We start from the raw sequence: 19,721 nt of genomic DNA, 5'->3' as shown, positions 1-19,721 counted from the left end.
GGGTGGGTGTGGGGGCTCGCGACGTTCGCGCTGATTCCGCCGCTGGCGCTGTTCACGCTGTCGTTCGCGGAGCGCTGGGATGAAATCCGTCACGACCTGGAGCTGTTCTTCACGCTGGGCAACCGGAAGCGGTTGAAGGCCCGGCTGCTCGCGGAAGGGGAGCGGCTGGCGGCCGAGGTGGAGCGGCTGGCGGAGGAGTACCGGCCGAAGCTCGACGCGTCCGTCGCGCGGTAGCAACGTCGTCGCTCGCGGACCGGAAGATCCGCCGATGCCGTCGAAAGCCCCGCCCTCCTGCCAGCCCCAGGCCCGTCGTTAGGTTCCCTCAACGGAATCAACGACCGGCACGAGGAGCAGGGCAATGGCGGCATATGACGTGGTCATCGTGGGAGGCGGGCCTGGAGGGCTCAACGCAGCGCTGTATCTGGGACGCGGCCGCAAGCGCGTGCTGCTCTGCGACGCGGGCACGCCGCGCAACGCGGCGGCGGCGCACATGCACGGCTTCGGTTCGCGCGACGGCATCCCGCCGCCGGAGTTCCGGCGCATCAGCCGCGAGCAGCTGAAGGCCTATCCCAACGTGGAGGTGCGCGACACGCGCGTGGGCTCCGTGGAGAAGCACGAGGGCGGCTTCCGTGTGGCGCTGGGCGACGGCACCACGGTGGACGTGCGCCGCGTCGTGCTGGCGATGGGCGTGGTGGACGTCATGCTGGACATCCCCGGCTACACGGAGCTGTGGGGCCCCAGCATCTTCCAGTGTCCCTACTGCCACGGCTGGGAGGTCCAGGACCAACCCTTCGCCATGCTGGCCAAGAACCCGCAGTACCTGGACGGCGCGCCCATCATCCAGAACTGGTCCAGGGACCTCATCGTCTTCACGCACGGCGCCTTCGAGGTGCCACCGGAACAGCGTGAACGGCTCCAGGCCCTGGGCATCCCGCTAGAGGAGCGGAAGATCCGCGCGCTGCATGGGAAGGACGGGCGCCTGTCGGAGGTGGAGCTGGACGACGGGACGCGCATCGCCCGGAGCGTCATGTTCTCCGCGCCGCCGCAGCGGCAGCACGAGCTGGTGACGCGGCTGGGGCTGGAGCTGGATGACCTGGGCTACGTGAAGGTGAATCCCATGGGCGAGACGTCCGTGCCGGGCATCGTCGCGGTGGGGGACATGACGACGCCGATGCAGGCGGCCATCGCGGCGGCCAGCGCGGGCACCATCGCCGCGGCGATGATGAACCACGCCCTCATCCTGGAGGACGCGGACCGTCGCTACACGGCGGTGACGGGGAAGCCCGCGCCCTCACGGCAGAAGGCGCACTGAGCCTCGAGGCACGTCAGTGCGCGGACGGCGCACGGTGCTGCTTGCGCCACGCGGCGGGCGTGAGCCCTTCCGTGCGCCGGAACAGGCGGATGAAGTGCGTGGGGTCCGCGTAGCCCACGCGCTCGGCGATGATGTCCACGCGCTCGTCCGTGGACATCAGGCGCCGACGCGCCTCGGCCATCCGGCCGGAGATGATCCACTCCACCACGCTGCGGCCCGTGGCCTGCTTCAGCGCGGTGGTGACGTGCGCGGGGGAACGGCCCACGGCGGCGGCCACCTCGCGCAACGAGATGGGCTTCAGGCAGTTGCGCTCGATGAACGTGAGCGCCTCGCCCGCGAACGACACGCGCGAGTCCGCTGGCGCCCACGTGCTGGAGCGGGCGACCTCCGCGAGCACCAGGGAGAACAGGCTGCGCGTCACCTGCTCACCCATCGCGCGGTGCGGAGCACGCGTCTCCGCATGCAGCTCGGACAGCAGCCGCACCAGGTGCTCCTGACGTCCGGACGGAATCGTCACGACGGCGGAGGCGCCCTGGCGCACGCGCTCGAAGGGCTCCAGCAGCGGTCCCACCTCCGTCTGCGCGAAGGCGGACGGATGGAACCCGAGCCCCCAGACCTCCGCTCCCTCGGTCGACACCGTCCGGTGCCGTTCCCCGGCGGGGATGAGCATCACGTCGCCCGCGGACACCGTCAGCCGGGTGCGCTGGTCGATGACGGCCCGCCCGCCCGTGTAGAGCGCGAGCACGGCCTGCGGATGCGAAGCGGCATGGGGAGAGGGCGCCTGCGGGGCGTGCCCGCACGCGACGACCAGGGAGCCCGAGGGCGTGTCCCAGGCATGCAGCGGATGCGAATGCACGACGGTCACGAACGCCTCCGCTTCCTTCCCTGGTGAGCAGCGAACCTGCTCGCCCCACCGGATGGGGCTCGGATGCATTCCGGGCCCGGGCGTTTCAGCACGGGGCCTCAGCCCTCCTGCGCGCGGGGCACGGCCTCCCGGAACAGCTTCGCGCCCAGGAGGAGCGCCAGGCCGCCCAGCAGCACCGGCACCGCGTTGATGGCGATGGCGGTGTGGAGGCTGGCCATGTCGGCGATGTGCCCGATGAGCGTGGGGGAGATGGCGTCGCCCAGCATGTGGATGCACAGCACGTTGAGGCCCATGGCGAAGGCGCGGAACGCGGGCGGCACGCAGTTGACGATGGCCGCGTTGATGGGGCCGCTGTTGAGGAAGATGAGGAACTGCGCCACGCCAATGGCCGCGAACGTCAGCGTCGTGTCCTGCAGGTTCACCGCCAGGTACATGCACGGCGCCGCGAGCAGCAGGCCGATGCCGGACAGCCACAGGCCGCCACCCGCGCGCTTGCGGTCCATCTTGTCGCCCAGCCAGCCGCCGGCCACGGTGCCCGTGAGGCCCGCCACCGCCGTGATGGCGCCGAACACCAGGCCCACGCGGCCCGGGTGCTCCAGCCACAGGTGACGCTCACGCACCAGGTACGTGGGCATCCAGAACGCCAGGCCGCCAATGGAGAACGTCATCAGCGTGTAGCCCGCCGTCGTCGCCCAGAAGGCCATGTTGCGGCCCAGCCCCTTGAGGCCCTCCATGAACGGCAGCTTCACCGCCGCGTCCGGCCCGTCCATGGCGCCGCGCTGCGGCTCCGGCATGAAGAAGGCCATGGTGCCCAGCAGGAGCCCCGGCACGCCGCCCGCGAAGAACGCCGCGTGCCACGAATACGTCTGCGTCAGCCACCCGCCCAGGCCGTAGCCCATGGCCGAGCCCACCGGGATGGCGATGTAGAAGTACGACAGCATCCGCGTGCGCTGCTCGCGCGGGTACAGGTCGGAGATGATGGACGGCGCCACCGCGCCATAGCCCGCCTCGCCAATGCCAATCACCGCACGCGCCAGCAAGAGCGCCGTGAAGCTGGACGCAAGGCCGCTGGCGCCCGTGGCCAGGCTCCACAGGATGACGCCGCCCGCCACCAGCAGCCGGCGGGGAATGCGGTCCCCCAGGAAGCCGCCCAGGGGCGACGCCAGCATGAAGACGATGATGAAGACGGTGCCCAGCAGGCCGGACTGCGCGTCGTTGATGCCGAAGTCCTTCTGAATCTCCGGCAGCGCGACGGCGATGATGTACCGGTCGAGGTAGTTGACCAGGTTGATCAGCGTGAGGATGAACAGCGCGTAGCCCGCGCGCACGGACTGCGTGGCGTGCGAGCTGGACGGAGCCACAGGGGAGGAGGCGTTCATGAGGGGGAGGAGCCGGAGCCGAAGCGGTGTGCCAAGAGGCCCCAGCGCAGGCCGCGGTCACTCACGCGGCACGCGTCCAGGCCCAGCGCCTTCACCGCTTCCCGCAGGATGAGGGCACCCGCGGGGATGACGTCCGCGCGCTTGGGCTGGAGGCCGGGCAGCGCCCGCCGCGCATCCAGAGGAAGGGAGCACAGGCGGTCCGTGAGCGCGTCCAGCTCGCCCCGGGACAGCGTGCCGCCGTGGACCGCTTCCGCGTCGTAGGTGGCCATCTGGTGCTGCACGGCGTACAGCGTGGTGACGGTGCCGGCCACGCCCACCAGCATCGCGGCGGGCGGAGGCGGGGGCAGGGCGGAGAAGGTGTCGCGCAGGTGCGCCTCGATGGCGCCGCGCTCGTCGGGGGACAGCGGGTCGGTGCGCACGTAGCGCTCCGTGAGCCGCACGGCGCCCACGTCGAAGCTGTGGCGGAAGGCCACCGTGCCGGCGTCGCTGCCGTAGATGAACTCCGTGGACCCGCCGCCGATGTCCACCACGAGCAGCGGCCCCGCGGCCTCGCTCGCGAAGTCCTGGGCCACGGCGGCGAAGGACAGCTGCGCTTCCATCTCCCCGGGGATGATCTCCACCGTCACGTCCGCGCGGGCCTTGGCGGCGGCGATGAAGTCCGCGCCGTTCTTCGCGTCGCGAGCGGCGCTGGTGGCGGACACGGCGATGCCTTCCGCGCCCAGCTCACGGGCCTCGTTGGCGAAGGCCACCAGCACGGACAGCGTGGCCTCCATGCCGTCCGACGACAGCACGCGGCTGGTGTCCACGCCCCGGCCCAGGCGGGTGATCTCCGCGCGCTCCACCACGGCCTCGAAGTGCCCGTCCGGCAGGCGGTCCGCGACCAGCAGCAGCACGGAGTTGGTTCCGATGTCGATGGATGCGAAGCGCGGCATGCCGCGCACACTACTCAACGCAGCAGCGCTTCCAAAGCCTCACCCAGGGCCTCGTAGTCCGCCGGGGTGTTGTACAGCTGCGCGGACAGCCGCAGGTGACGCCGGGGCGCCCGGGGCCAGGCGGTGACGGGAATCTCGATGTGGTGCTCCTCGAACAGGCGCACATGGAGGGGGTCCAGGTAGAGCGGCGGTTCGGGGCGCTCCGGGAAGCCGTCCGGCAGGGCCACGCACGCCATGCTGCCCACCATGGACTCCGGGCACAGCGGCACTGCGTTGCCCAGCCGAGCGTTCAGTCGCCGCCGGGCGGCCAGCACCTTCTCCCGATTGGACTCCATCACCTCCGGCCACCCGCCCGGAACCAGCCCGCCCACGACACGGATCGCGGTGGGGATGCACAGGAAGGGTGTCGGGTCGTGCGTGCCCGTCCAGTCGAACTCCAGCCGGAAGCGCGAGCGGTCCGCGCGCGGCGAGTTGTGCCCGTGGCTCACCACCAGCGGCTTGAAGCCCGGCTGCAGGTCGCGGCGCACGTACAGGAACGCGGCGCCCTTGGGCGCGCACAGCCACTTGTGGCAGTTGCCCGTGTAGTACGCCGCGCCCAGCTCCTGGAGTGCCAGCGGCACCATCCCCGGCCCGTGCGCGCCGTCCACCAGCGTCTCCACGCCCCGCTCGCGCAAGCGGCGCACCAGCTCCGCCAGCGGCATGACCAGCGCCGTCTGGCTGGTGATGTGGTCCACGAGCAGCAGCCGCGTGCGCGGCGTCACCAGCGCCATCACCGCGTCCACCACCGACTCCGGCGAGGGCACGGGCCAGGGCAGCTTCGCCACCACCACCTTCACGCCCAGCTCGGCGGCGGCCACGTCCAGCGCGTTCTTGGACGCGTTGTATTCGTTGTCGGTGGTGAGCAGCTCGTCGCCGGGCTGGAAGCGCAGGTTGCGCAGCACGGTGTTCACGCCCGTGGTGGCGTTGGGCACGAACGCGAGGTCATCCGAATGCGCGCCCACGAAGGCCGCGAGCGCGGCGCGCGCCTCGTCCAGGAGCGGCTCCACCTCGCGGCCGAGGAAGCGCACGGGCTCTGCTTCCAACCGCGCCCGCAGCTCCGACTGGTGCTGGAGCACCGCCTTGGGGCACGCGCCGAACGAGCCGTGGTTGAGGAAGACGACCTGGGGATCCAAACCCCAGTGGGTCTTGTGGGCGGAGAGGGGAGCGCTCATGGGGTGCGCAATGCACCCCGGCGCGTCCCCCCTGTCAACGGCACCCGCCGTGCTGACTACTTCGCCGCCGGAGCGGTGCCCCAGTCCGGCGTCAGCCAGTTGCCCTTCTCCATGGGGAGCGGCACCTGGTTGTTGCCGTCGGCCGTCATCACCCACAGGTGCGCGGCGCCGTTGCGGTTGGAGCTGAAGATGATGAGCCGGCCGTTGGGGGAGAAGGTGGGCTCCTCGTTGTTGCCCTGGTCCTGCGTCAGGCGCGTCACCTTGCCCGTGTCCACGTTGACCGTGAAGAGGTCGAACGCGTTGCGCTCGTCGCGCGCGGTGAAGGCGATGAGGTCTCCGCGCGGCGACCAGTCCGGCGTCTGGTTGTAGTTGCCCTGGAAGGTGAGCCGCTTCACGCCGGAGCCGTCCACGTTCATCACGTACACCTGCGGGCTGCCGCCCCGGTTGGACACGAACGCGAGGCGCTTGCCGTCCGGCGACCAGGTGGGGCTGGTGTTGAGGCCGTAGGGCGTGTCCGTCACCGCCTTGGCGCCGGAGCCGTCCACCGCGGCGACGTAGATCTGCGCGCTCTCACCCTCCGCCAGCGCGTACGCGATGCGCTTGCCATCCGGCGAGTACGCGATGCCCGTGGCCATCTGCCCGTCCGTCACCAGGGGCTTCGCCTCGCCGCCGGGGGTCTGCACGTAGATGTCCGGCCGGTTCTTCCGGTAGGACGTGAAGGCCACCTGTCCGGACGGGCTGAGCGTGGGGAGGATGTGCGTGCCGCCCTTGGTGAGCGCCTGCGCGTTCATTCCGTCCCAGTCCGCCACGTACACGTCGCGGTTCGCGCCCGCCTTGCGCACGTAGGTGATGCGCGACAGGAAGGGGCTCGCCTCGCGGGTGAAGTGCCGGTAGAGCGCGTCCGCCAGCGCGTGCGCCAGCTGCCGGGGCTCACCGGCCGGCGCGTCCTTGGACACCTTCAGCTCCTCCTTGCCCGTGGCCACGCTGAACAGGCGCAGCTCGCCGCGCAGCGCGCCGCCGTCCTGCGCGAGCGACACCTTCACCAGCGACTCCGCGCCCACGTCCGCCCAGCGGCTGAAGTTGATGCTGCCCGCCGTCATGCCTTCCTTCTCGTCGGCGGTGAAGCCCGCGCGGTCCAGCACCTGGAAGATGCCGGAGGCGGTGAGGTCGTAACTGAAGGCGGTGTCGAACGCCTGGGCGGCCTTCTTGTCCGCGCCCTCCTGCACCACGGGCGCGGGGGCCGCGAGCGGCAGCGGGCGGAAGTTCGCGCCGGAGATTTCAATGACGGGCGCCTGCGCCAGCACCAGCGCGGGGACGAGGAGGAGCGACAGCAGGAAGGCTTTCATGGGCTGAACACCAGGACGACGCCGTTCTTCTGGAGCGCGTCGCGAAGCGCATCGGGGGGAGGAGAGAAGGGGGAGGCCTTGCGCACGGCGGCCACCACCGCCGCGTCGAACAGCTCGTTGCCGCTGGCCTTGGCCAGGCTCACGTCCAGCACTTCACCCGCGCGGCCCAGCTTCATGGCCACCTGCGCCTTGAGGTACAGGCGCTCCGCGTCGGGGATGGTGTCCGCCACGTTGTAGTGACGGCGCACCTGCGACTTCAAAAGGCCGTAGTACCGCTCGCCCTCCGCCACCGCCGAGTCACCGTCGGGGTCGCCGTCCTCGGCCCCCTCCAGCTCCTCCGGCTCCGTGGGCTTCGCGGACTTGTCGAACGCGCCGAAGAGCTTCTTGCGCCGGTCCTCCGCGCTCGCCTCGCCCTTCTGGGGCGCGGGGGCCGGAGCGGGCTTCACGCCGGGCACCGCCACCGCGGTGGGGGAGGGCGCGGGAGCATCCGCGGGCGGCGTGGGCGTGGGCTTCGCCACGACCTCCTTGGGCGGAGGCTGCGCCACTTCCTTGCGCGGCAGCAGCTTGGGGTCGCGCGGCTTGCCCAGGCGCACCAGCGACGCGTTGATGGGCTTCTGGTCCAGGTCCACCTTCGGCGCGGACGTGAAGCGCGCGTACAAGAGCGCCGCCGCGAGCACCGCCACGTGCCCGCCCACGGAGAAGACGACGAAGCGAGACAGCCGCGTGGGCTGTGTCACCAGCAGGCTGTGATTCACCGCGGAGCTCATGGGCTAGCGCTTCGCCTCCTTGGGCTTGCCCTTTCCGCTGGACGCGGCGGGAGCCTTGCCGGAGTTGGACGCCTTGGAGCCCGTGGCCGGTTCCGTGATCATCCCCACGTTGGCGATGCCCGCGCGCTGGGCCGCGGCCATCACCTCCACCACCACGCCGTACGGCACGTCGCGGTCCGCGTGGAGATACACTTCCTTGTCCGCCTGCGCCTTGGCGTTGGCTGCGAGCTTCGTCTCCAGCTCCTCCAGCGCCACCTCCGCGTCCCCGATGTAGACCTTGCGGCCCGCGTCGATGGAGAGGACGACCTTCTTCTCCGTCGCCTCCACCGGGGCGGCCTTGGTCTCCGGCAGGTTCACCTTCACGCCCTGCTGGATGAGGGGCGCCGTCACCATGAAGATGATGAGCAGCACCAGCATCACGTCCACCATGGGCGTGACGTTGATCTCGCTCATGGTGGTACGGCCACCACCGCCCTTGCCTCCGCCCATGCCCATGTGACGGGTCCCCTAGCGGAAGAAGTGCCGCTTGATGATGTTGAGGAAGTCCGCGGAGAAGTTTGACATCTCCGTGTCGAACACCTTGATGCGGCTGACGAACGAGTTGTACGCGACCACCGCCGGGATGGCCGCGAACAGCCCCGCCGCCGTGGCGAAGAGCGCGTTGCCCACCGGCGCGGCCACCGTGGCCAGCGTCGCGTTGCCCTGCTCCGCGATGTTGTTGAACGCGCCCAGGATGCCAATCACCGTGCCGAACAGGCCCACGAACGGCGACGCGGCGCCCACCGTGCCCAGGAAGGACACGCGGTTCTCCAGCTCGGTGATCTGCGCCGTGGCCGCGCGGTTGAGCGCGCGCTCCACGTTCTCAATGCCGCCCAGCTTGGCGCTCATCGCGTCCTCGGCGCCGCCGCCCTCCTTGTTGCCCGTCTGCGCCAGCTTGCTCAGCTCCTCGTAGCCCGCGCAGAACACCTTCGACAGCGGCGAGCCCTCCAGCTTCTGGGCGGACTGGTAGATGGCCTCCAGCCGGGACGCCTTCCAGAACGTGTCGAGAAAGGTGAGCGACTGGGCGCGGGCACGCGACAACTGGGTGGCCTTCATGGCGATGAGCGCCCAGGAGGCGACCGAGACGGCCATGAGGAGCAGGAGCACCGCGAGCTCGATGAACGACGCGTCGCGGATGATCTCCACGTAGTTCATGGCGCCAAAGGCCAGGGGCAGGTGGGGTATCATGGGGTCCAGCGCGTAACATCCCGTCCTCGGGTGGGTCAAACCCGCCGTCGCAGCCCGGTTGCTTTGGACGGCACTGAATAATTCCCGGGGCCGGTCGTCTGGAGGGTTGTTCCGGGCCGACGACCTCAACCTTCCCGAACCACGGATGCCCACCATGAACGCGAGAACGCTCGCCGCATTCCTCTGCCTCTCTTCTGGCCTCACCGGCTGCATCATCGAAGACAACAGCCCGCGCTACCCCGGCGACGTCCGGATGTCGTGGAGCTTCGATGGCGCCACCTGCAACCAGATGCGGGACATCCAGGGCGTGGACATCTCCATCGGCGGTGAGATCCTGGAGAACGACGGCCAGTATCCCTGCACGGCCAACGGCTTCGACGGCATCATCCTGCACGACTTCGCGCCTGGCACGTACGCGTTCGACGCGGACGCGGTGGACTACGACGGCGTGACCGTCTACTCGTACCACGGCAGCTTCACGGTGGACGGCAACGTGTCGGTGCCCATCAACTTCAACACGGGCAACACGGGCGCGACCTCCTTCGCCTACGTGAACTGGCTGTTCCCGACGGAAGCGGGCTCGGGCTATCCCACCTGCGGGCAGGCCGGGGTCGCCTACGTGGACGCCCGGGTGGATGACGGCGCGTGGGGGCGCTTCAACTGCAACCAGGGCAGCCAGGGCAACTCGGTGGAGACGCCGGACCTGGCCCCCGGGCAGCACTACCTGGAGGTCGTCGCCATCGACGCGTACGAGCGGCCCCTCTACTACTACGGGGGTGGCTTCACCTCGCAGGTCGGCATTCCGGCTTCCATCACGGCGAACACCTGGATCATCGGTGGGGCCGCGGTGGGCTGGCAGCTCTACGAGAACAGCGTGAAGCTGAGCTGTTCCCAGGCCGGCGTGAGCGAGGTGGGCATCAACTTCCAGGACATCCACACCAACGAGTGGGTCTACGGGACGGACGGCCAGTGGTTCTCCTGCAACGAGGCCCCGGCCATCTTCGAGTTCCTCCGCCCGGGCGAGTACTTCGTCTCCTTCCGCGCCGCCGGCTCGGGTGGCCGCTCGTACGCCTCGCGCAGCGACCTGGCTCCCATCCGCGTCTACGCCCATGACTTCCCGGGCGTGAACGACGCGGTCTACGCCCCCCTGTACCGCGTGCAGTAGTCCGCGGGCCCAACGGGAACGGGTCGCATGAAAGGGTCGGAGGCCATCCAGGCTTCCGGCCCTTCGTGCGTTCCAGGGCCCGGAGGCCGCCAGCGGGCGTTGGCATCAAACGTGATAGGGACACCCTCCATGCGGCAAGACAGCCACGGTCCCATCGGCGTGTTCGACTCCGGCATCGGAGGGCTCACCGTCCTCAAGGCGCTCATGGCGCGGCTCCCCCACGAGCGCACGCTCTACCTGGGGGACACCGCCCGGGTGCCCTACGGCACCAAGTCCGGCGAGGTGGTGACGCGCTACTCGCTGAAGAACGCGGAGTTCCTCCTGGAGCGCGGCATCAAGCTGCTGGTGGTGGCGTGCAACACCGCCTCCGCCGCGGCGCTGCCTGCCCTCCAGGCCGCGCTGCCGGTGCCGGTGCTGGGCGTGATTGAGCCCGGGGCCCGCACGGCGCTCCAGCGCACCCGGGGCGGTGGGGTGGGCGTCATCGGGACGCCGGGCACCGTCCGCTCCGGCGCGTACCAGCGGGCGCTGGAGGCGGGCAACCCGAAGATCGCGGTGAAGGCGACGGCGTGCCCGCTCTTCGTACCCCTGGCGGAAGAAGGGTGGACCACCGGCGACGTGCCGCTGCTGGTGGCCCGCGAGTACCTGTCCGGCTTCGCGCGCGACGGGGTGGACACGCTGGTGCTGGGCTGCACCCACTACCCGCTGCTCAAGGGCGTCATCGCCGAGGTCGTGGGGCCGCACGTGTCGCTGGTGGACTCGGCGGAGGCCACGGCGGAGGCGGTGGCGGAGCTCTTGGGGGAGAAGGGCCTGCTGGCGCCGGCGTCCGTGGGCGCGCCGGAGCACGCCTTCTTCGTCACCGACGTGCCGGAGCGCTTCGTGGAGGTGGGGGCCCGCTTCCTGGGGCGCCCCATTCCTTCCGCGGAGCAGGTGGACCTGCGCTTCTGACGCGCCTTCCGGCCCCGGGCCCTACGGCACGGGACGCGTGGAGACGCCAGGCGCGGGCTCCTCGGCGGAGGCCTTGAGCAGCTCCTTGGCCGCCTGGAGCACGGGCACCTCCTGGGCGCCGTCCACGGCGACGAGCGCCTCGGCGGCCTCCGTGCCGATGTCATCCTGGCGGGGCAGCTGGCCGGTGGCCCAGGTGATGAGCCGCTCCATCAGCGGGAAGAAGTGGATCATCCGCAGCGGCCGGTTCATCCAGCCCACGGTGATGCAGTAGTACTGGTTGAAGGGCGCGGTGTGGTGGATGCGGTGGTGGTCGGGCGGCAGGATGAGGTGCACGCGCTGCAGGAAGCCGATGATCGCGGGCGGCTCATCCAGGTGCGACCACTTGTGGAACTGGTTGGTCGCCATCACCCAGAAGATCATCGCGCCCAGGAACGCGGCCAGGAACACCCAGCCAGGGCCGTTGAGCGGCACGGCCACCGCGAGCGCCGCCACCGGCAGCGACACCAGGCAGTTGTTGCCGTTGGTCTCCACGAAGTCGTGGCGGGTGATGGCCTTCTCGTCGACGTGGTGCTCGCGGAAGGGGCGGATGAACGCCTTGCCCAGCACGGGCATCTCCGTGGAGCCCCACGTGTCACCCATCCAGTGGACGAAGCCGGACACGAAGTCCGCGGCCAGGTAGCCCAGCACCACCGCCAGGACCAGCATCCACGGCCCGGTGTGGTGGGTGCTCCAGAGCTTGTGGACGAGCACGGCCTCCAGCCCCACGAACGCGATGATGGAGGCGATCTCCATGGCGCGGATGGCGGGCGAGTAGCCCTGCGCGAGCGCCTGGGCATCCTGCAGGCGGACCTTGTCCGCGATGGTGTCCGGCTTCTTCATCGGTGGTGTTCCGCCCGCGGCAGGGATGGTGGGACTGACGGCGCGATCGTCAGAGGGGTTTACGTACCCCAGGCGGTTTCGGCTTTTCAACAGAGCCAGCCATGCCCGCCAGGCTGGTGTCCGCGTGTGGATCCGCACACGCAGGGTGACGGGAAGGTGGCGCACGCACACCGTCGGAAGCGGGCAGGCACGCGCAGATAGGTGCGGGGTGCGTGACGCTTGCCTTGTGAAGCCTGGACCCCGCTGCTACGGTGCCCGACCTCGGCAATGGCGAAAACCTTCGAAAAAGCCGTCACTGGCTTCAATCACAACATCAAGCACAAGGGGAAGGTCTACCACGTCCAGACCGAGGACTCGGGTGTCAACAACCCCCACATCATCACCCACCTGTTCGTGGGCGGGAACATCCTCGCGTCGAAGAAGACGTCCTACGCGGACATCCTCAACGCGGAGAACCTGGCGGAGGTTGTTCGCGAGTTGATGGAGGAGCAGCACAAGGAGATGCTGCGCAACCTCATCAACGGCGTGTACGACAACTACGAGTCCACGGTCCGTTCGTACCAGCCGGGCCAGCTCGCCACGGACGCGGAGATGGCCGCGCAGCCGAAGCTGCCGCAGGTGCCCGCGCCGCGTCCGCCCACGCCGCCTCCTCCGCCCGCCGTGGCTCCCGCCGTGCAGCTGCCTCCGGAAGTGGCCGCCGCGCGCGCCCTCAAGGAGAAGCCGCGCATCAACGAGGTGGGCGTGGAGACGCTCTTCGGAGAGGACCTCATCTCCGAGAAGAGCCTGGACGAGGTCATCCTCAGCTACCTGGCGAGCGAGGGCGAGCCCTCGTAGTCCTCGCGCGGTGCGGCTCCAGCCCTGCCTCCAAGACGCGTCTGGCGCGTTCCTGGGCGGGCTGTGGGGCCGTGGTACGCTGCCGGAAGCTCCCCGCTTCCGGTCATGATCCAGTTCTTCCACGTCTACAAGGCGTATCCCGGCGATCCGCCGGTGTTGCAGGACATCAACCTGAACGTGGAGAAGGGCGAGTTCGTCTTCCTCACCGGCCCGTCCGGCGCGGGGAAGACGACGCTGCTCAAGCTCATCTTCTGCGGGGAGAAGGCCACCAAGGGGCAAATCCTGGTGGGCGGCAAGAACATCGCGCGCATCCGTGAGTCGGCGGTGCCGTACCTGCGGCGCAACATCGGCGTGGTGTTCCAGGACTTCAAGCTGCTGCCCCACCGCAGCGTCGCGGACAACGTGGGCTTCACGCTGGACGTGCTGGGGGTGTCCCGCGCGGAAGGACGCGAGAAGGTGCACCGGATGCTCAAGCTGGTGGGGCTGGAGCACAAGGCGAACTCGCTGCCCCTGCGGCTTTCGGGTGGAGAGCAGCAGCGCGTGGTGATTGCGCGCGCGCTCGTGAACGACCCCACCATCCTCCTGGCGGACGAGCCCACGGGCAACCTGGACCCGGCGCTCACCGTGGAGATCATGGACCTGCTCACGGACATCAACATCCGGGGCACCACGGTGATGGTGGCCACGCACGACGCCACGCTCCTGTCGCGCTACCAGAAGCGCACGGTGCGCCTGGAGCGCGGGCTCATCGTCTCCGACGAGGACGGCGTCAAGGCGGCGCGGCGGATGCTGGTATGAGCGTGCTGTCGAAGGCGGCCTACTTCTGGCGCTCGGCGGCCGGGGGGCTGAAGCACGCGCCCTTCGTGCACTTCATCGCCGTGTCCACCATCGCCATCGCGCTGTTCGCGGCGGGGCTGGCGCGGGGCGCGTCGCACGTGGTGGACAACCTGCTCGCGTCGCTGGGCGGCGAGGTGGAGGTGACGCTCTACCTGGCGCCGCAGCTGGGCGAGGACGAGGTGCACGGCGTCCACACGCGCGTGGTGGAGCTCTCCCACGGCGAGGTGACGGTGGTGCCGCCGGAAGCGGCGCTGAAGCGGCTCAAGCACGAGCTGGGCGACCTGGGCGAGGCGCTGGCGGAGCTGCCGGAGAACCCGCTGCCCGCGACGCTGGAGCTGCGCGTGCCGGAGGCGCGGAGGTCTCCGGAGGCGCTCAAGGCCCTGGCGAAGGAGCTGCGCGCGCTGCCCGGCGTCACCGGCGTGGACTACGGCGAGGCCGCGGTGGAGCGGCTGTCCGCCATCGCCCGCGCGCTGAGCTTCGGGGCGCTGGTGGCGCTGGTGGTGGTGCTGGGGACGACCATCGTCATCGTCGCGGCGACGCTCCAACTGGCCATCTATTCGCGGCGCGAGGAGATTGAAATCCAGAAGCTGGTGGGCGCCACCGACCGCTTCGTGAAGGCGCCGTTCCTCCTGGAGGGGCTGCTTCAGGGCTTGCTGGGAGCGCTGCTGGCGGTGGGCGGGCTGTGGCTGTTCGGGCGGCTGCTGGGGCCCACGCTGGGGTCATTGTTCGCGTTCCTCCTGGGGCCGGGTGTGGCCGCGCCGTGGGTGGAGACGCGCACCGCGCTGGAGCTGCTGGTGGCTGGCTGCGCCCTGGGCCTGGGCGGCAGCTTCGTCGCGGTGGGGCGCTTCCTGCGCGTATGAGACGGTTGGCCTGGCTCATGGCGCTCCTGGGCGCGACCGCCGCGTTCGCCCAGCAGGACGAGGAGGCGGAGCGCGCGGCCATCCGCGAGAAGCTGGCCGCGCAGCGCGCTACGCTCGCGCTGGTGGAGGCGAAGAAGCTCTCCGTGCTGGAAGGCATGGAGCTGATGGAGGACATGGCCGCCTTCTCCCGCCGCCGCGTGCGTGCCCTCGAAGGCGACTTGAGCCTCTTCCGCCGCCGCGTCGCGCTCGCCGAGCGTGAGGAGGCCGTGCTCCGCGAAGCCCTGCGCGCCCAGCTGCGTCGGCTGTCCCCGCGCCTGCGCACCCTGTACCGGCTCCAGCGCCGCCGCCCGCTGGAGGTGCTCTTGTCCGCGGAGGACTTCGCCGCGCTGATGTGGCGTGCCCGCGCGCTGGAGGCCAGCATGGCCGGCGACCTGGAGCTCCTGCGCACCGTGCAGCACGTGGCGACCCTCCAGCGCCAGGCGACGCTGGAGCTGAAGCGGCTGCACACGTCGCTGTCGCAGCGCGTGGCCTTCCTCCAGCAACAGTCGAAGCAGGCCCAGGCCCAGCAGGAGGCGCTGGAGGAGGTCGTCGGGAAGCTGGCGGGCGAGGCGGAGCTGGCGAAGCGCGCCGTGCGCGAACTGGAAGGCGCGGACGCGGAGCTCACCCTCATGCTGGTGGACCTGCACGAAGCCCCCGCGACCAGTGGCTTCGGCGCCCTGAAGGGCAAGCTGCCCCGGCCCGTGACGGGCATCGTGGAGGTGGGCTTCGGCCGCGTGGTGAACCCGCGCTTCAACACCGTCACCGTGCAGAAGGGCGTGGACATCCGCGCGGCGGCGGGCACCTCCGTGCACGCGGTGGCCGAAGGCACCGTCGTCTACGCGGGCTGGTTGCGCGGCTACGGCAACCTGCTCATCGTCGACCATGGTGATGACTTCCACACCCTCGTGGCCCACCTCTCCACCATCGCCGTCGCCGTGGGCGCTCGCGTGGCCCCGGGCGACGTGGTGGGCGAAGTGGGCGACACCGGCTCCCTCAAGGGCGCCTACCTCTACTTCGAGGTCCGCCGCGCCGGGCAGGCCGTGGACCCCGCTCCCTGGCTGGCTCCCGCCACCGCCGCGGCCGGGACGCCCTGACACTGTCTGTTTGATGCGCTGCGTCCAAGACGCGGAGGCGTTAGAAGGGGCAGGTCAGCGGTCGTTGGTGACGAAGGAGGCCCGCGCGTGGACCTGATGGGTGGGATGCAGAAGGCGATGCGCCGCGTGCTGGTGGCGCGCGGTGTGGAGTCGGAGACGGTGAACGTGGGTGGGCAGGCGGTGCACCACTACGCGCTGGAAGGGCAGGGCAAGGGCCCTCCGGTGGTGCTGGTGCACGGGCTGGGCGGGTCCGCCAACGGCTTCGGGCGCACGTTCTTCGGGCTGGCGAAGCGCTTCTCCCGCGTGCTCGCGCCGGACCTGCCGGGCCACGGTTTCTCCGGCGAGTACTGCGGCGGTCCCACCTGCGTGCAGGGCCAGTTCGACGTGCTGCGCGCCTACTTCGAGCAGGTGGTGAAGACGCCCGCCCTCGTGGTGGGCAACTCGCTGGGCGGGGCCATGGCCGTCAACCTGGCCTCCGACCATCCGAGCTTGGTGAAGGCGCTGGCGCTGGTGTCCCCCGCGGGCGCGGAGCTGACGCCAGAGGCGCTGGCGGCGCTCCTGGGCCACTTCGCGGTGAAGTCGAACGCGGACGTCCGCGCCCTGACGAAGCGGCTCTTCCACCGTCCACCGTTGGCCGCGATGCTGCTCGCGTCGGAGCTGCGGAAGTTCTACACGACGCCCACGGTGCAGGCGCTCGCGGCGGATGCGCTGGCCACGCAGGCGAGCATCGCGCCCCAGGCGGTGCGGGACCTTCAGATGCCGGTGCTCTTCCTGTGGGGTGGCAGCGAGCGGCTCTTGCCCCCGGAAATCCTCACCTGGTACCGGCAGCACCTGCCCGCCCAGGCGGAGGTGCACGTGGTGGAGGGCTTTGGCCACGTGCCGCAGATGGAGCGGCCGGACGCGTTCGTGTCCCACCTGGTGGGCTTCGCGGACCGGGCCGGCCTCTAAGGGCGGGAATCGTCCGGCGGGCCGGGTGTAGACTCAGGGGCGTTGCGACGGCCCCTGACACCCGACCCCCAAGGACGCGCTCCCGTGACCCGTTTCCCGAAGCCCTGGCGCATGGGATTCGCCGCGCTCCTCTTGTGGGGCGCGCCCGCGCTCGCGCAGAAGCCGACGGACGCGGTCAGCCGGGACGAATCCGCGTACCGCCAGCTGGAGCTGTTCGCGCGGGTGCTCTCCTACGTGGAGAACAACTACGTGGAGCCCGTGGACAGGAAGACGCTCATCCAGGGCGCCATCCAGGGGATGCTCGACACGTTGGATCCGCACACCGTCTTCATGCCGCCGGAAATCTTCCGGGAGATGAAGATCGACACGTCCGGTGAGTTCGGCGGCCTGGGCATCGAAATCGCGCGCAAGGGCGACCGGCTGGTGGTGGTGGCGCCCATCGACGACACGCCCGCGGCGCGCGCGGGCATCAAGGCCGGGGACGAGCTGCTCGCCATCGACGGGGAGAGCACCCAGGGCATGGACCTGGGCCGGGCGCTCCAGAAGATGCGCGGCCCCGCGGGCGGCCGCGTGCTGCTCACGCTCATGCGCGCGGGCTTCAACGCCCCTCGGGAGCTGGCCATCCTGCGCGACCACATCCGCATCGTGTCCGTGGAGGGCGCGCTCTACGACGGCATCGGTCACGTGAAGGTGAAGAACTTCCAGGACCGCACGGACGTGTCGCTGAAGAAGGAACTGGACCGGCTGCGAGCGCTCAACGGCGGCAAGGAGCTGGACGGCCTGGTGCTGGACCTGCGCAACAACCCCGGCGGCCTGTTGGATCAGGCCGTGGCCATGAGCGACCGCTTCCTGCCGGGCAACCTGCCCATCGTGTCCACGCGCGGGCGCGACGGCCGCAACGCCTCCGAGAAGAGCCGCGACCGCGACACGGAGAAGGACTACCCGCTGGTGGTGCTGGTCAACGCGGGCAGCGCCTCCGCGTCCGAAATCGTCGCGGGCGCGCTCCAGGACCACGGCCGCGCGGTCATCATGGGCACGCAGACCTTCGGCAAGGGCAGCGTGCAGACCATCATCGAACTGGAGGACGGCTCCGGCCTGAAGCTCACCATCGCGCGCTACTACACGCCCAAGGGCCGCAGCATCCAGGAGAAGGGCATCACCCCGGACTTCCTCGTGCCGGAGGATTCCTCTGGGAAGGCGGGAAGTGACGCACCCCGGGAGAAGGACCTGCGGCGCCACTTCAAGGCGGAGCCCTCGCAGGCGACGTCGGAGGTCGCCGCCCAGCCCCGGACCCTGCCCGCGAACCTGAAGGACTGGGCCGTGACGGCGAAGCTCGCGGATCCACAGCTGAAGGTCGCGCTCAACTACCTCCATGGGTTGGCGCCAGGGCCCGTGTCCCGGGACTCCGGGAGCACCGCGGGTCGCTGAAACCCCTTTCGATGCTGGCGTTCCGCCGCGCAGTGCGTGTAATGCGCACAGCAACGAGGGAGACCGGATGCGACGTCCTTTCAATCGCGCGCTGCACGCGACGCTCAGTGGCTGGCTGGTGGGAATGCTGGCCATGGGCCCCGCCGCGGCGCAGCAGCAACACGTACCGCTGCGGCTGATGCCGCGAACGCTGCCGTCGGCGGCGGGCCCCCGCGTGGCGGTGGTGGCCATTCCCGTGGATGCCTCGTTGGAGGGTGAGGCGCTGGCGCTGGCCCACTGGGCCGAACAGGCCGTGGCCCGCTCCGGGAGGCTGGAGCTGGTGCGGCTGACGGACGCGCTGGATGCCCAGGGCGCGAGCGCGCGCCAGGCGAAGGCGGTGGAGGGCAACGCCGTCCTCAAGGACGGCTTGAAGGCGTACGACGAGCTGGACACCGTGAAGGCGCTCCAGAGCTTCGACAAGGCGGTGCGCGCCTACGAGCAGGCGGACCTGTCCCGCGCGTTCCCGCTCCTGAGCCGCGCCCGGGTGATGAAGGCCGCGACGCAGGTGGCCAACGGGGAGAACAAGGCCGCGGAGCTGGAGATGCGCGGCGTGCTCGCGGTGGATCCGCGCGCCACCTTCAACCCCAACTTCTTCCCGCCCGAAGAGGTCGCGTTCGTGGAGAAGGAGCGCAAGGCGCAGCTGGACGGCGCGCAGGCGACGCTGTCCGTGCGCACGCAGCCCGTTCCCGCGCAGGTGTTCGTGGACGGGACCTACCGGGGCGTGTCCCCGCTGGCGCTCACGGGCCTCACGCGCGCGGACCACTACGTGACGCTGGTGGCGCCGGGCTACGCCGTGACGGAAGGCCGGGCGCGCGAGGGCGAGTCCTCCTTCACGCTCACGAAGCTGCCGGTGCAGCAGCGCTACGACGCGCTCGTGGAGCGCATCGCGAAGAACCCCGACGACGACGACCGTGACAAGGCGCTGCAGGAGCTGGGCGCGCTCGCGGGCGTGCCGCAGGTGCTGGCGCTGGTGGTGCGCGGCGGTCCGGGCAACGCGCCCCTGACCGTCACGGGCCTGCGCCTGGACGTGGCGGACGGCCACAACCAGGCATACGCGATGGGCCAGGTGCCGCGCGGTGACGCGATGGCCACGGGCTCCGAGGCGTTCCTGACCGGGCTGGTGGCCCAGGACGCGGCGCGCGCGAACGGCAAGCCGGTGACGCACTTCTCCGGCGGTGGGGGCGTGAGCCGCCGCACCGCGGGCTACGTGCTGCTGGCCACGGGCGTGGCGCTGCTGGCGGGCGGCATCTACTTCGGCCTGGAGGCCTCCTCCAAGTCGGACGCGTTCAAGACCGCGCCGCAGGGCAGCACCCGCGCGGAGGACCTGAAGAGCACCGGCAAGACGTACGCGCTGGTGGCGGACATCGGCGTGCTGGCGGGCCTGGTGTCCGCGGGCGCCGGCAGCTACCTGGCGTTCTACAAGAAGGGTGGGGGCTCGTCGTCCAGCGCCCCCGCGAGCACCCCGGCCGAGCGCACCGAGCCGGTCCGTGAAGAGAAGCCCATGAAGGAGGCGCTGCCCATGCCGCCGCCTCCGCCCGCCGCCAAGACGGAGCCGGCCCCCAAGGCGAACGCCACGTCCACGCCGCCCCCCAAGGCGAACGCCACGTCCACGCC

Annotated in this window: 19 protein-coding genes and 1 pseudogene; 11 read left to right on the top strand and 9 right to left on the bottom strand. The window is 70.5% G+C overall.

Translation table 11 applies throughout. The annotated features are described in order from the left end of the window. Positions 1–234 (top strand): annotated as a pseudogene (locus D7X32_RS34230) (acyltransferase); the annotation flags it as partial. A gap of 124 nt (positions 235–358) precedes the next feature. Further along, on the top strand, positions 359–1,312 hold the full coding sequence (locus tag D7X32_RS34225) for an NAD(P)/FAD-dependent oxidoreductase (RefSeq protein ID WP_120606773.1): 954 nt from the start codon (positions 359–361) through the stop codon (positions 1,310–1,312). 13 nt (positions 1,313–1,325) lie between these two features. On the opposite strand, the gene D7X32_RS34220 is transcribed toward D7X32_RS34225, so the two are convergent. The 8 genes from D7X32_RS34220 to D7X32_RS34185 all read right to left on the bottom strand — a co-directional run bounded on the left by D7X32_RS34220 (position 1,326) and on the right by D7X32_RS34185 (position 9,039). Then, complete coding sequence (locus tag D7X32_RS34220; protein ID WP_120606775.1) at positions 1,326–2,177, bottom strand: AraC family transcriptional regulator; 852 nt, start codon at positions 2,175–2,177, stop codon at positions 1,326–1,328. Between the two features lie 98 nt (positions 2,178–2,275). Further along, positions 2,276–3,556, bottom strand: coding sequence for a spinster family MFS transporter (locus D7X32_RS34215; RefSeq protein WP_120606772.1), 1,281 nt, complete (start codon positions 3,554–3,556; stop codon positions 2,276–2,278). After that, positions 3,553–4,488, bottom strand: a complete 936-nt coding sequence (locus tag D7X32_RS34210; RefSeq protein ID WP_120606771.1) for a Ppx/GppA phosphatase family protein — start codon at positions 4,486–4,488, stop codon at positions 3,553–3,555. Before D7X32_RS34210 ends, D7X32_RS34215 begins: the two co-directional genes overlap by 4 nt. A 14-nt stretch (positions 4,489–4,502) precedes the next feature. After that, a complete protein-coding gene (locus D7X32_RS34205) occupies positions 4,503–5,699 on the bottom strand; it encodes an aminotransferase class V-fold PLP-dependent enzyme (protein WP_120606770.1) in 1,197 nt (398 codons plus the stop codon). Between the two features lie 56 nt (positions 5,700–5,755). After that, positions 5,756–7,045, bottom strand: coding sequence for a DPP IV N-terminal domain-containing protein (locus tag D7X32_RS34200; RefSeq protein WP_120606769.1), 1,290 nt, complete (start codon positions 7,043–7,045; stop codon positions 5,756–5,758). Continuing rightward, the gene (gene tolA / locus D7X32_RS34195; RefSeq protein WP_120606768.1) at positions 7,042–7,812 is read right to left on the bottom strand and encodes a cell envelope integrity protein TolA; all 771 of its coding nucleotides are present in this window, start codon (positions 7,810–7,812) and stop codon (positions 7,042–7,044) included. The genes D7X32_RS34200 and tolA overlap by 4 nt, the downstream gene beginning before the upstream one ends. A 3-nt stretch (positions 7,813–7,815) precedes the next feature. Further along, positions 7,816–8,307, bottom strand: a complete 492-nt coding sequence (gene tolR / locus D7X32_RS34190) for a protein TolR (RefSeq protein WP_120606767.1) — start codon at positions 8,305–8,307, stop codon at positions 7,816–7,818. 12 nt (positions 8,308–8,319) lie between these two features. Further along, positions 8,320–9,039 carry a MotA/TolQ/ExbB proton channel family protein gene (locus D7X32_RS34185; protein ID WP_120606766.1) on the bottom strand — a complete coding sequence of 240 codons (720 nt, stop codon included), beginning with the start codon at positions 9,037–9,039 and terminating at the stop codon, positions 8,320–8,322. 154 nt (positions 9,040–9,193) lie between these two features. Between D7X32_RS34185 and D7X32_RS34180 the strand changes: the two genes are divergently transcribed. Further along, positions 9,194–10,204, top strand: a complete 1,011-nt coding sequence (locus D7X32_RS34180; protein WP_120606774.1) for a hypothetical protein — start codon at positions 9,194–9,196, stop codon at positions 10,202–10,204. Between the two features lie 129 nt (positions 10,205–10,333). Beyond that, complete coding sequence (gene murI / locus D7X32_RS34175) at positions 10,334–11,149, top strand: glutamate racemase (RefSeq protein ID WP_120606765.1); 816 nt, start codon at positions 10,334–10,336, stop codon at positions 11,147–11,149. 21 nt (positions 11,150–11,170) lie between these two features. Here murI and carF read toward each other — a convergent pair whose 3' ends face one another. After that, positions 11,171–12,028, bottom strand: coding sequence for a plasmanylethanolamine desaturase (gene carF, locus D7X32_RS34170; RefSeq protein ID WP_120606764.1), 858 nt, complete (start codon positions 12,026–12,028; stop codon positions 11,171–11,173). Positions 12,029–12,295: 267 nt separating this feature from the next. On the opposite strand from carF, the gene D7X32_RS34165 reads away from it, so the two are divergent. The 7 genes from D7X32_RS34165 to D7X32_RS34135 form a co-directional block, all read left to right on the top strand. After that, positions 12,296–12,862, top strand: coding sequence for a RomY N-terminal domain-containing regulatory protein (locus tag D7X32_RS34165; RefSeq protein ID WP_120606763.1), 567 nt, complete (start codon positions 12,296–12,298; stop codon positions 12,860–12,862). A gap of 105 nt (positions 12,863–12,967) precedes the next feature. Then, the gene (gene ftsE / locus D7X32_RS34160; protein ID WP_120606762.1) at positions 12,968–13,660 is read left to right on the top strand and encodes a cell division ATP-binding protein FtsE; all 693 of its coding nucleotides are present in this window, start codon (positions 12,968–12,970) and stop codon (positions 13,658–13,660) included. Next, entirely contained in the window at positions 13,657–14,559 is a 903-nt protein-coding gene (locus D7X32_RS34155; RefSeq protein ID WP_120606761.1) for a cell division protein FtsX, read from the top strand. Before ftsE ends, D7X32_RS34155 begins: the two co-directional genes overlap by 4 nt. Continuing rightward, entirely contained in the window at positions 14,556–15,692 is a 1,137-nt protein-coding gene (locus tag D7X32_RS34150; protein ID WP_208752629.1) for a murein hydrolase activator EnvC family protein, read from the top strand. The genes D7X32_RS34155 and D7X32_RS34150 overlap by 4 nt, the downstream gene beginning before the upstream one ends. Before the next feature lie 87 nt (positions 15,693–15,779). Then, positions 15,780–16,640 (top strand): alpha/beta fold hydrolase, encoded by an 861-nt coding sequence (locus D7X32_RS34145; protein ID WP_120606759.1) that lies wholly within the window; start codon positions 15,780–15,782, stop codon positions 16,638–16,640. An 84-nt stretch (positions 16,641–16,724) separates the two neighbouring features. Continuing rightward, entirely contained in the window at positions 16,725–18,068 is a 1,344-nt protein-coding gene (locus D7X32_RS34140) for a S41 family peptidase (protein ID WP_120606758.1), read from the top strand. Between the two features lie 67 nt (positions 18,069–18,135). Beyond that, the coding region (locus D7X32_RS34135; protein ID WP_120606757.1) for a PEGA domain-containing protein at positions 18,136–19,721 on the top strand (1,586 nt) is incomplete at its 3' end.

It is taken from the genome of Corallococcus carmarthensis (assembly GCF_003611695.1).
Classification (GTDB): Bacteria; Myxococcota; Myxococcia; order Myxococcales; family Myxococcaceae; genus Corallococcus; species Corallococcus carmarthensis.
The sequence above is the reverse complement of the archived record's forward strand: the minus strand, read 5'-3'. Positions and strand labels throughout refer to the sequence as shown.

Excerpts from the sequence above, each read along its gene's own strand:
- D7X32_RS34225 (WP_120606773.1), top strand. The coding sequence starts at position 359 with ATGGCGGCATATGACGTGGTCATCGTGGGAGGCGGGCCTGGAGGGCTC.
- D7X32_RS34215 (WP_120606772.1), bottom strand. The coding sequence starts at position 3,556 with ATGAACGCCTCCTCCCCTGTGGCTCCGTCCAGCTCGCACGCCACGCAG.
- D7X32_RS34210 (WP_120606771.1), bottom strand. The coding sequence starts at position 4,488 with ATGCCGCGCTTCGCATCCATCGACATCGGAACCAACTCCGTGCTGCTG.
- D7X32_RS34205 (WP_120606770.1), bottom strand. The coding sequence starts at position 5,699 with ATGAGCGCTCCCCTCTCCGCCCACAAGACCCACTGGGGTTTGGATCCC.
- D7X32_RS34200 (WP_120606769.1), bottom strand. The coding sequence starts at position 7,045 with ATGAAAGCCTTCCTGCTGTCGCTCCTCCTCGTCCCCGCGCTGGTGCTG.
- tolA (WP_120606768.1), bottom strand. The coding sequence starts at position 7,812 with ATGAGCTCCGCGGTGAATCACAGCCTGCTGGTGACACAGCCCACGCGG.
- tolR (WP_120606767.1), bottom strand. The coding sequence starts at position 8,307 with ATGGGCATGGGCGGAGGCAAGGGCGGTGGTGGCCGTACCACCATGAGC.
- D7X32_RS34185 (WP_120606766.1), bottom strand. The coding sequence starts at position 9,039 with ATGATACCCCACCTGCCCCTGGCCTTTGGCGCCATGAACTACGTGGAG.
- D7X32_RS34180 (WP_120606774.1), top strand. The coding sequence starts at position 9,194 with ATGAACGCGAGAACGCTCGCCGCATTCCTCTGCCTCTCTTCTGGCCTC.
- murI (WP_120606765.1), top strand. The coding sequence starts at position 10,334 with ATGCGGCAAGACAGCCACGGTCCCATCGGCGTGTTCGACTCCGGCATC.
- carF (WP_120606764.1), bottom strand. The coding sequence starts at position 12,028 with ATGAAGAAGCCGGACACCATCGCGGACAAGGTCCGCCTGCAGGATGCC.
- D7X32_RS34165 (WP_120606763.1), top strand. The coding sequence starts at position 12,296 with ATGGCGAAAACCTTCGAAAAAGCCGTCACTGGCTTCAATCACAACATC.
- ftsE (WP_120606762.1), top strand. The coding sequence starts at position 12,968 with ATGATCCAGTTCTTCCACGTCTACAAGGCGTATCCCGGCGATCCGCCG.
- D7X32_RS34155 (WP_120606761.1), top strand. The coding sequence starts at position 13,657 with ATGAGCGTGCTGTCGAAGGCGGCCTACTTCTGGCGCTCGGCGGCCGGG.
- D7X32_RS34150 (WP_208752629.1), top strand. The coding sequence starts at position 14,556 with ATGAGACGGTTGGCCTGGCTCATGGCGCTCCTGGGCGCGACCGCCGCG.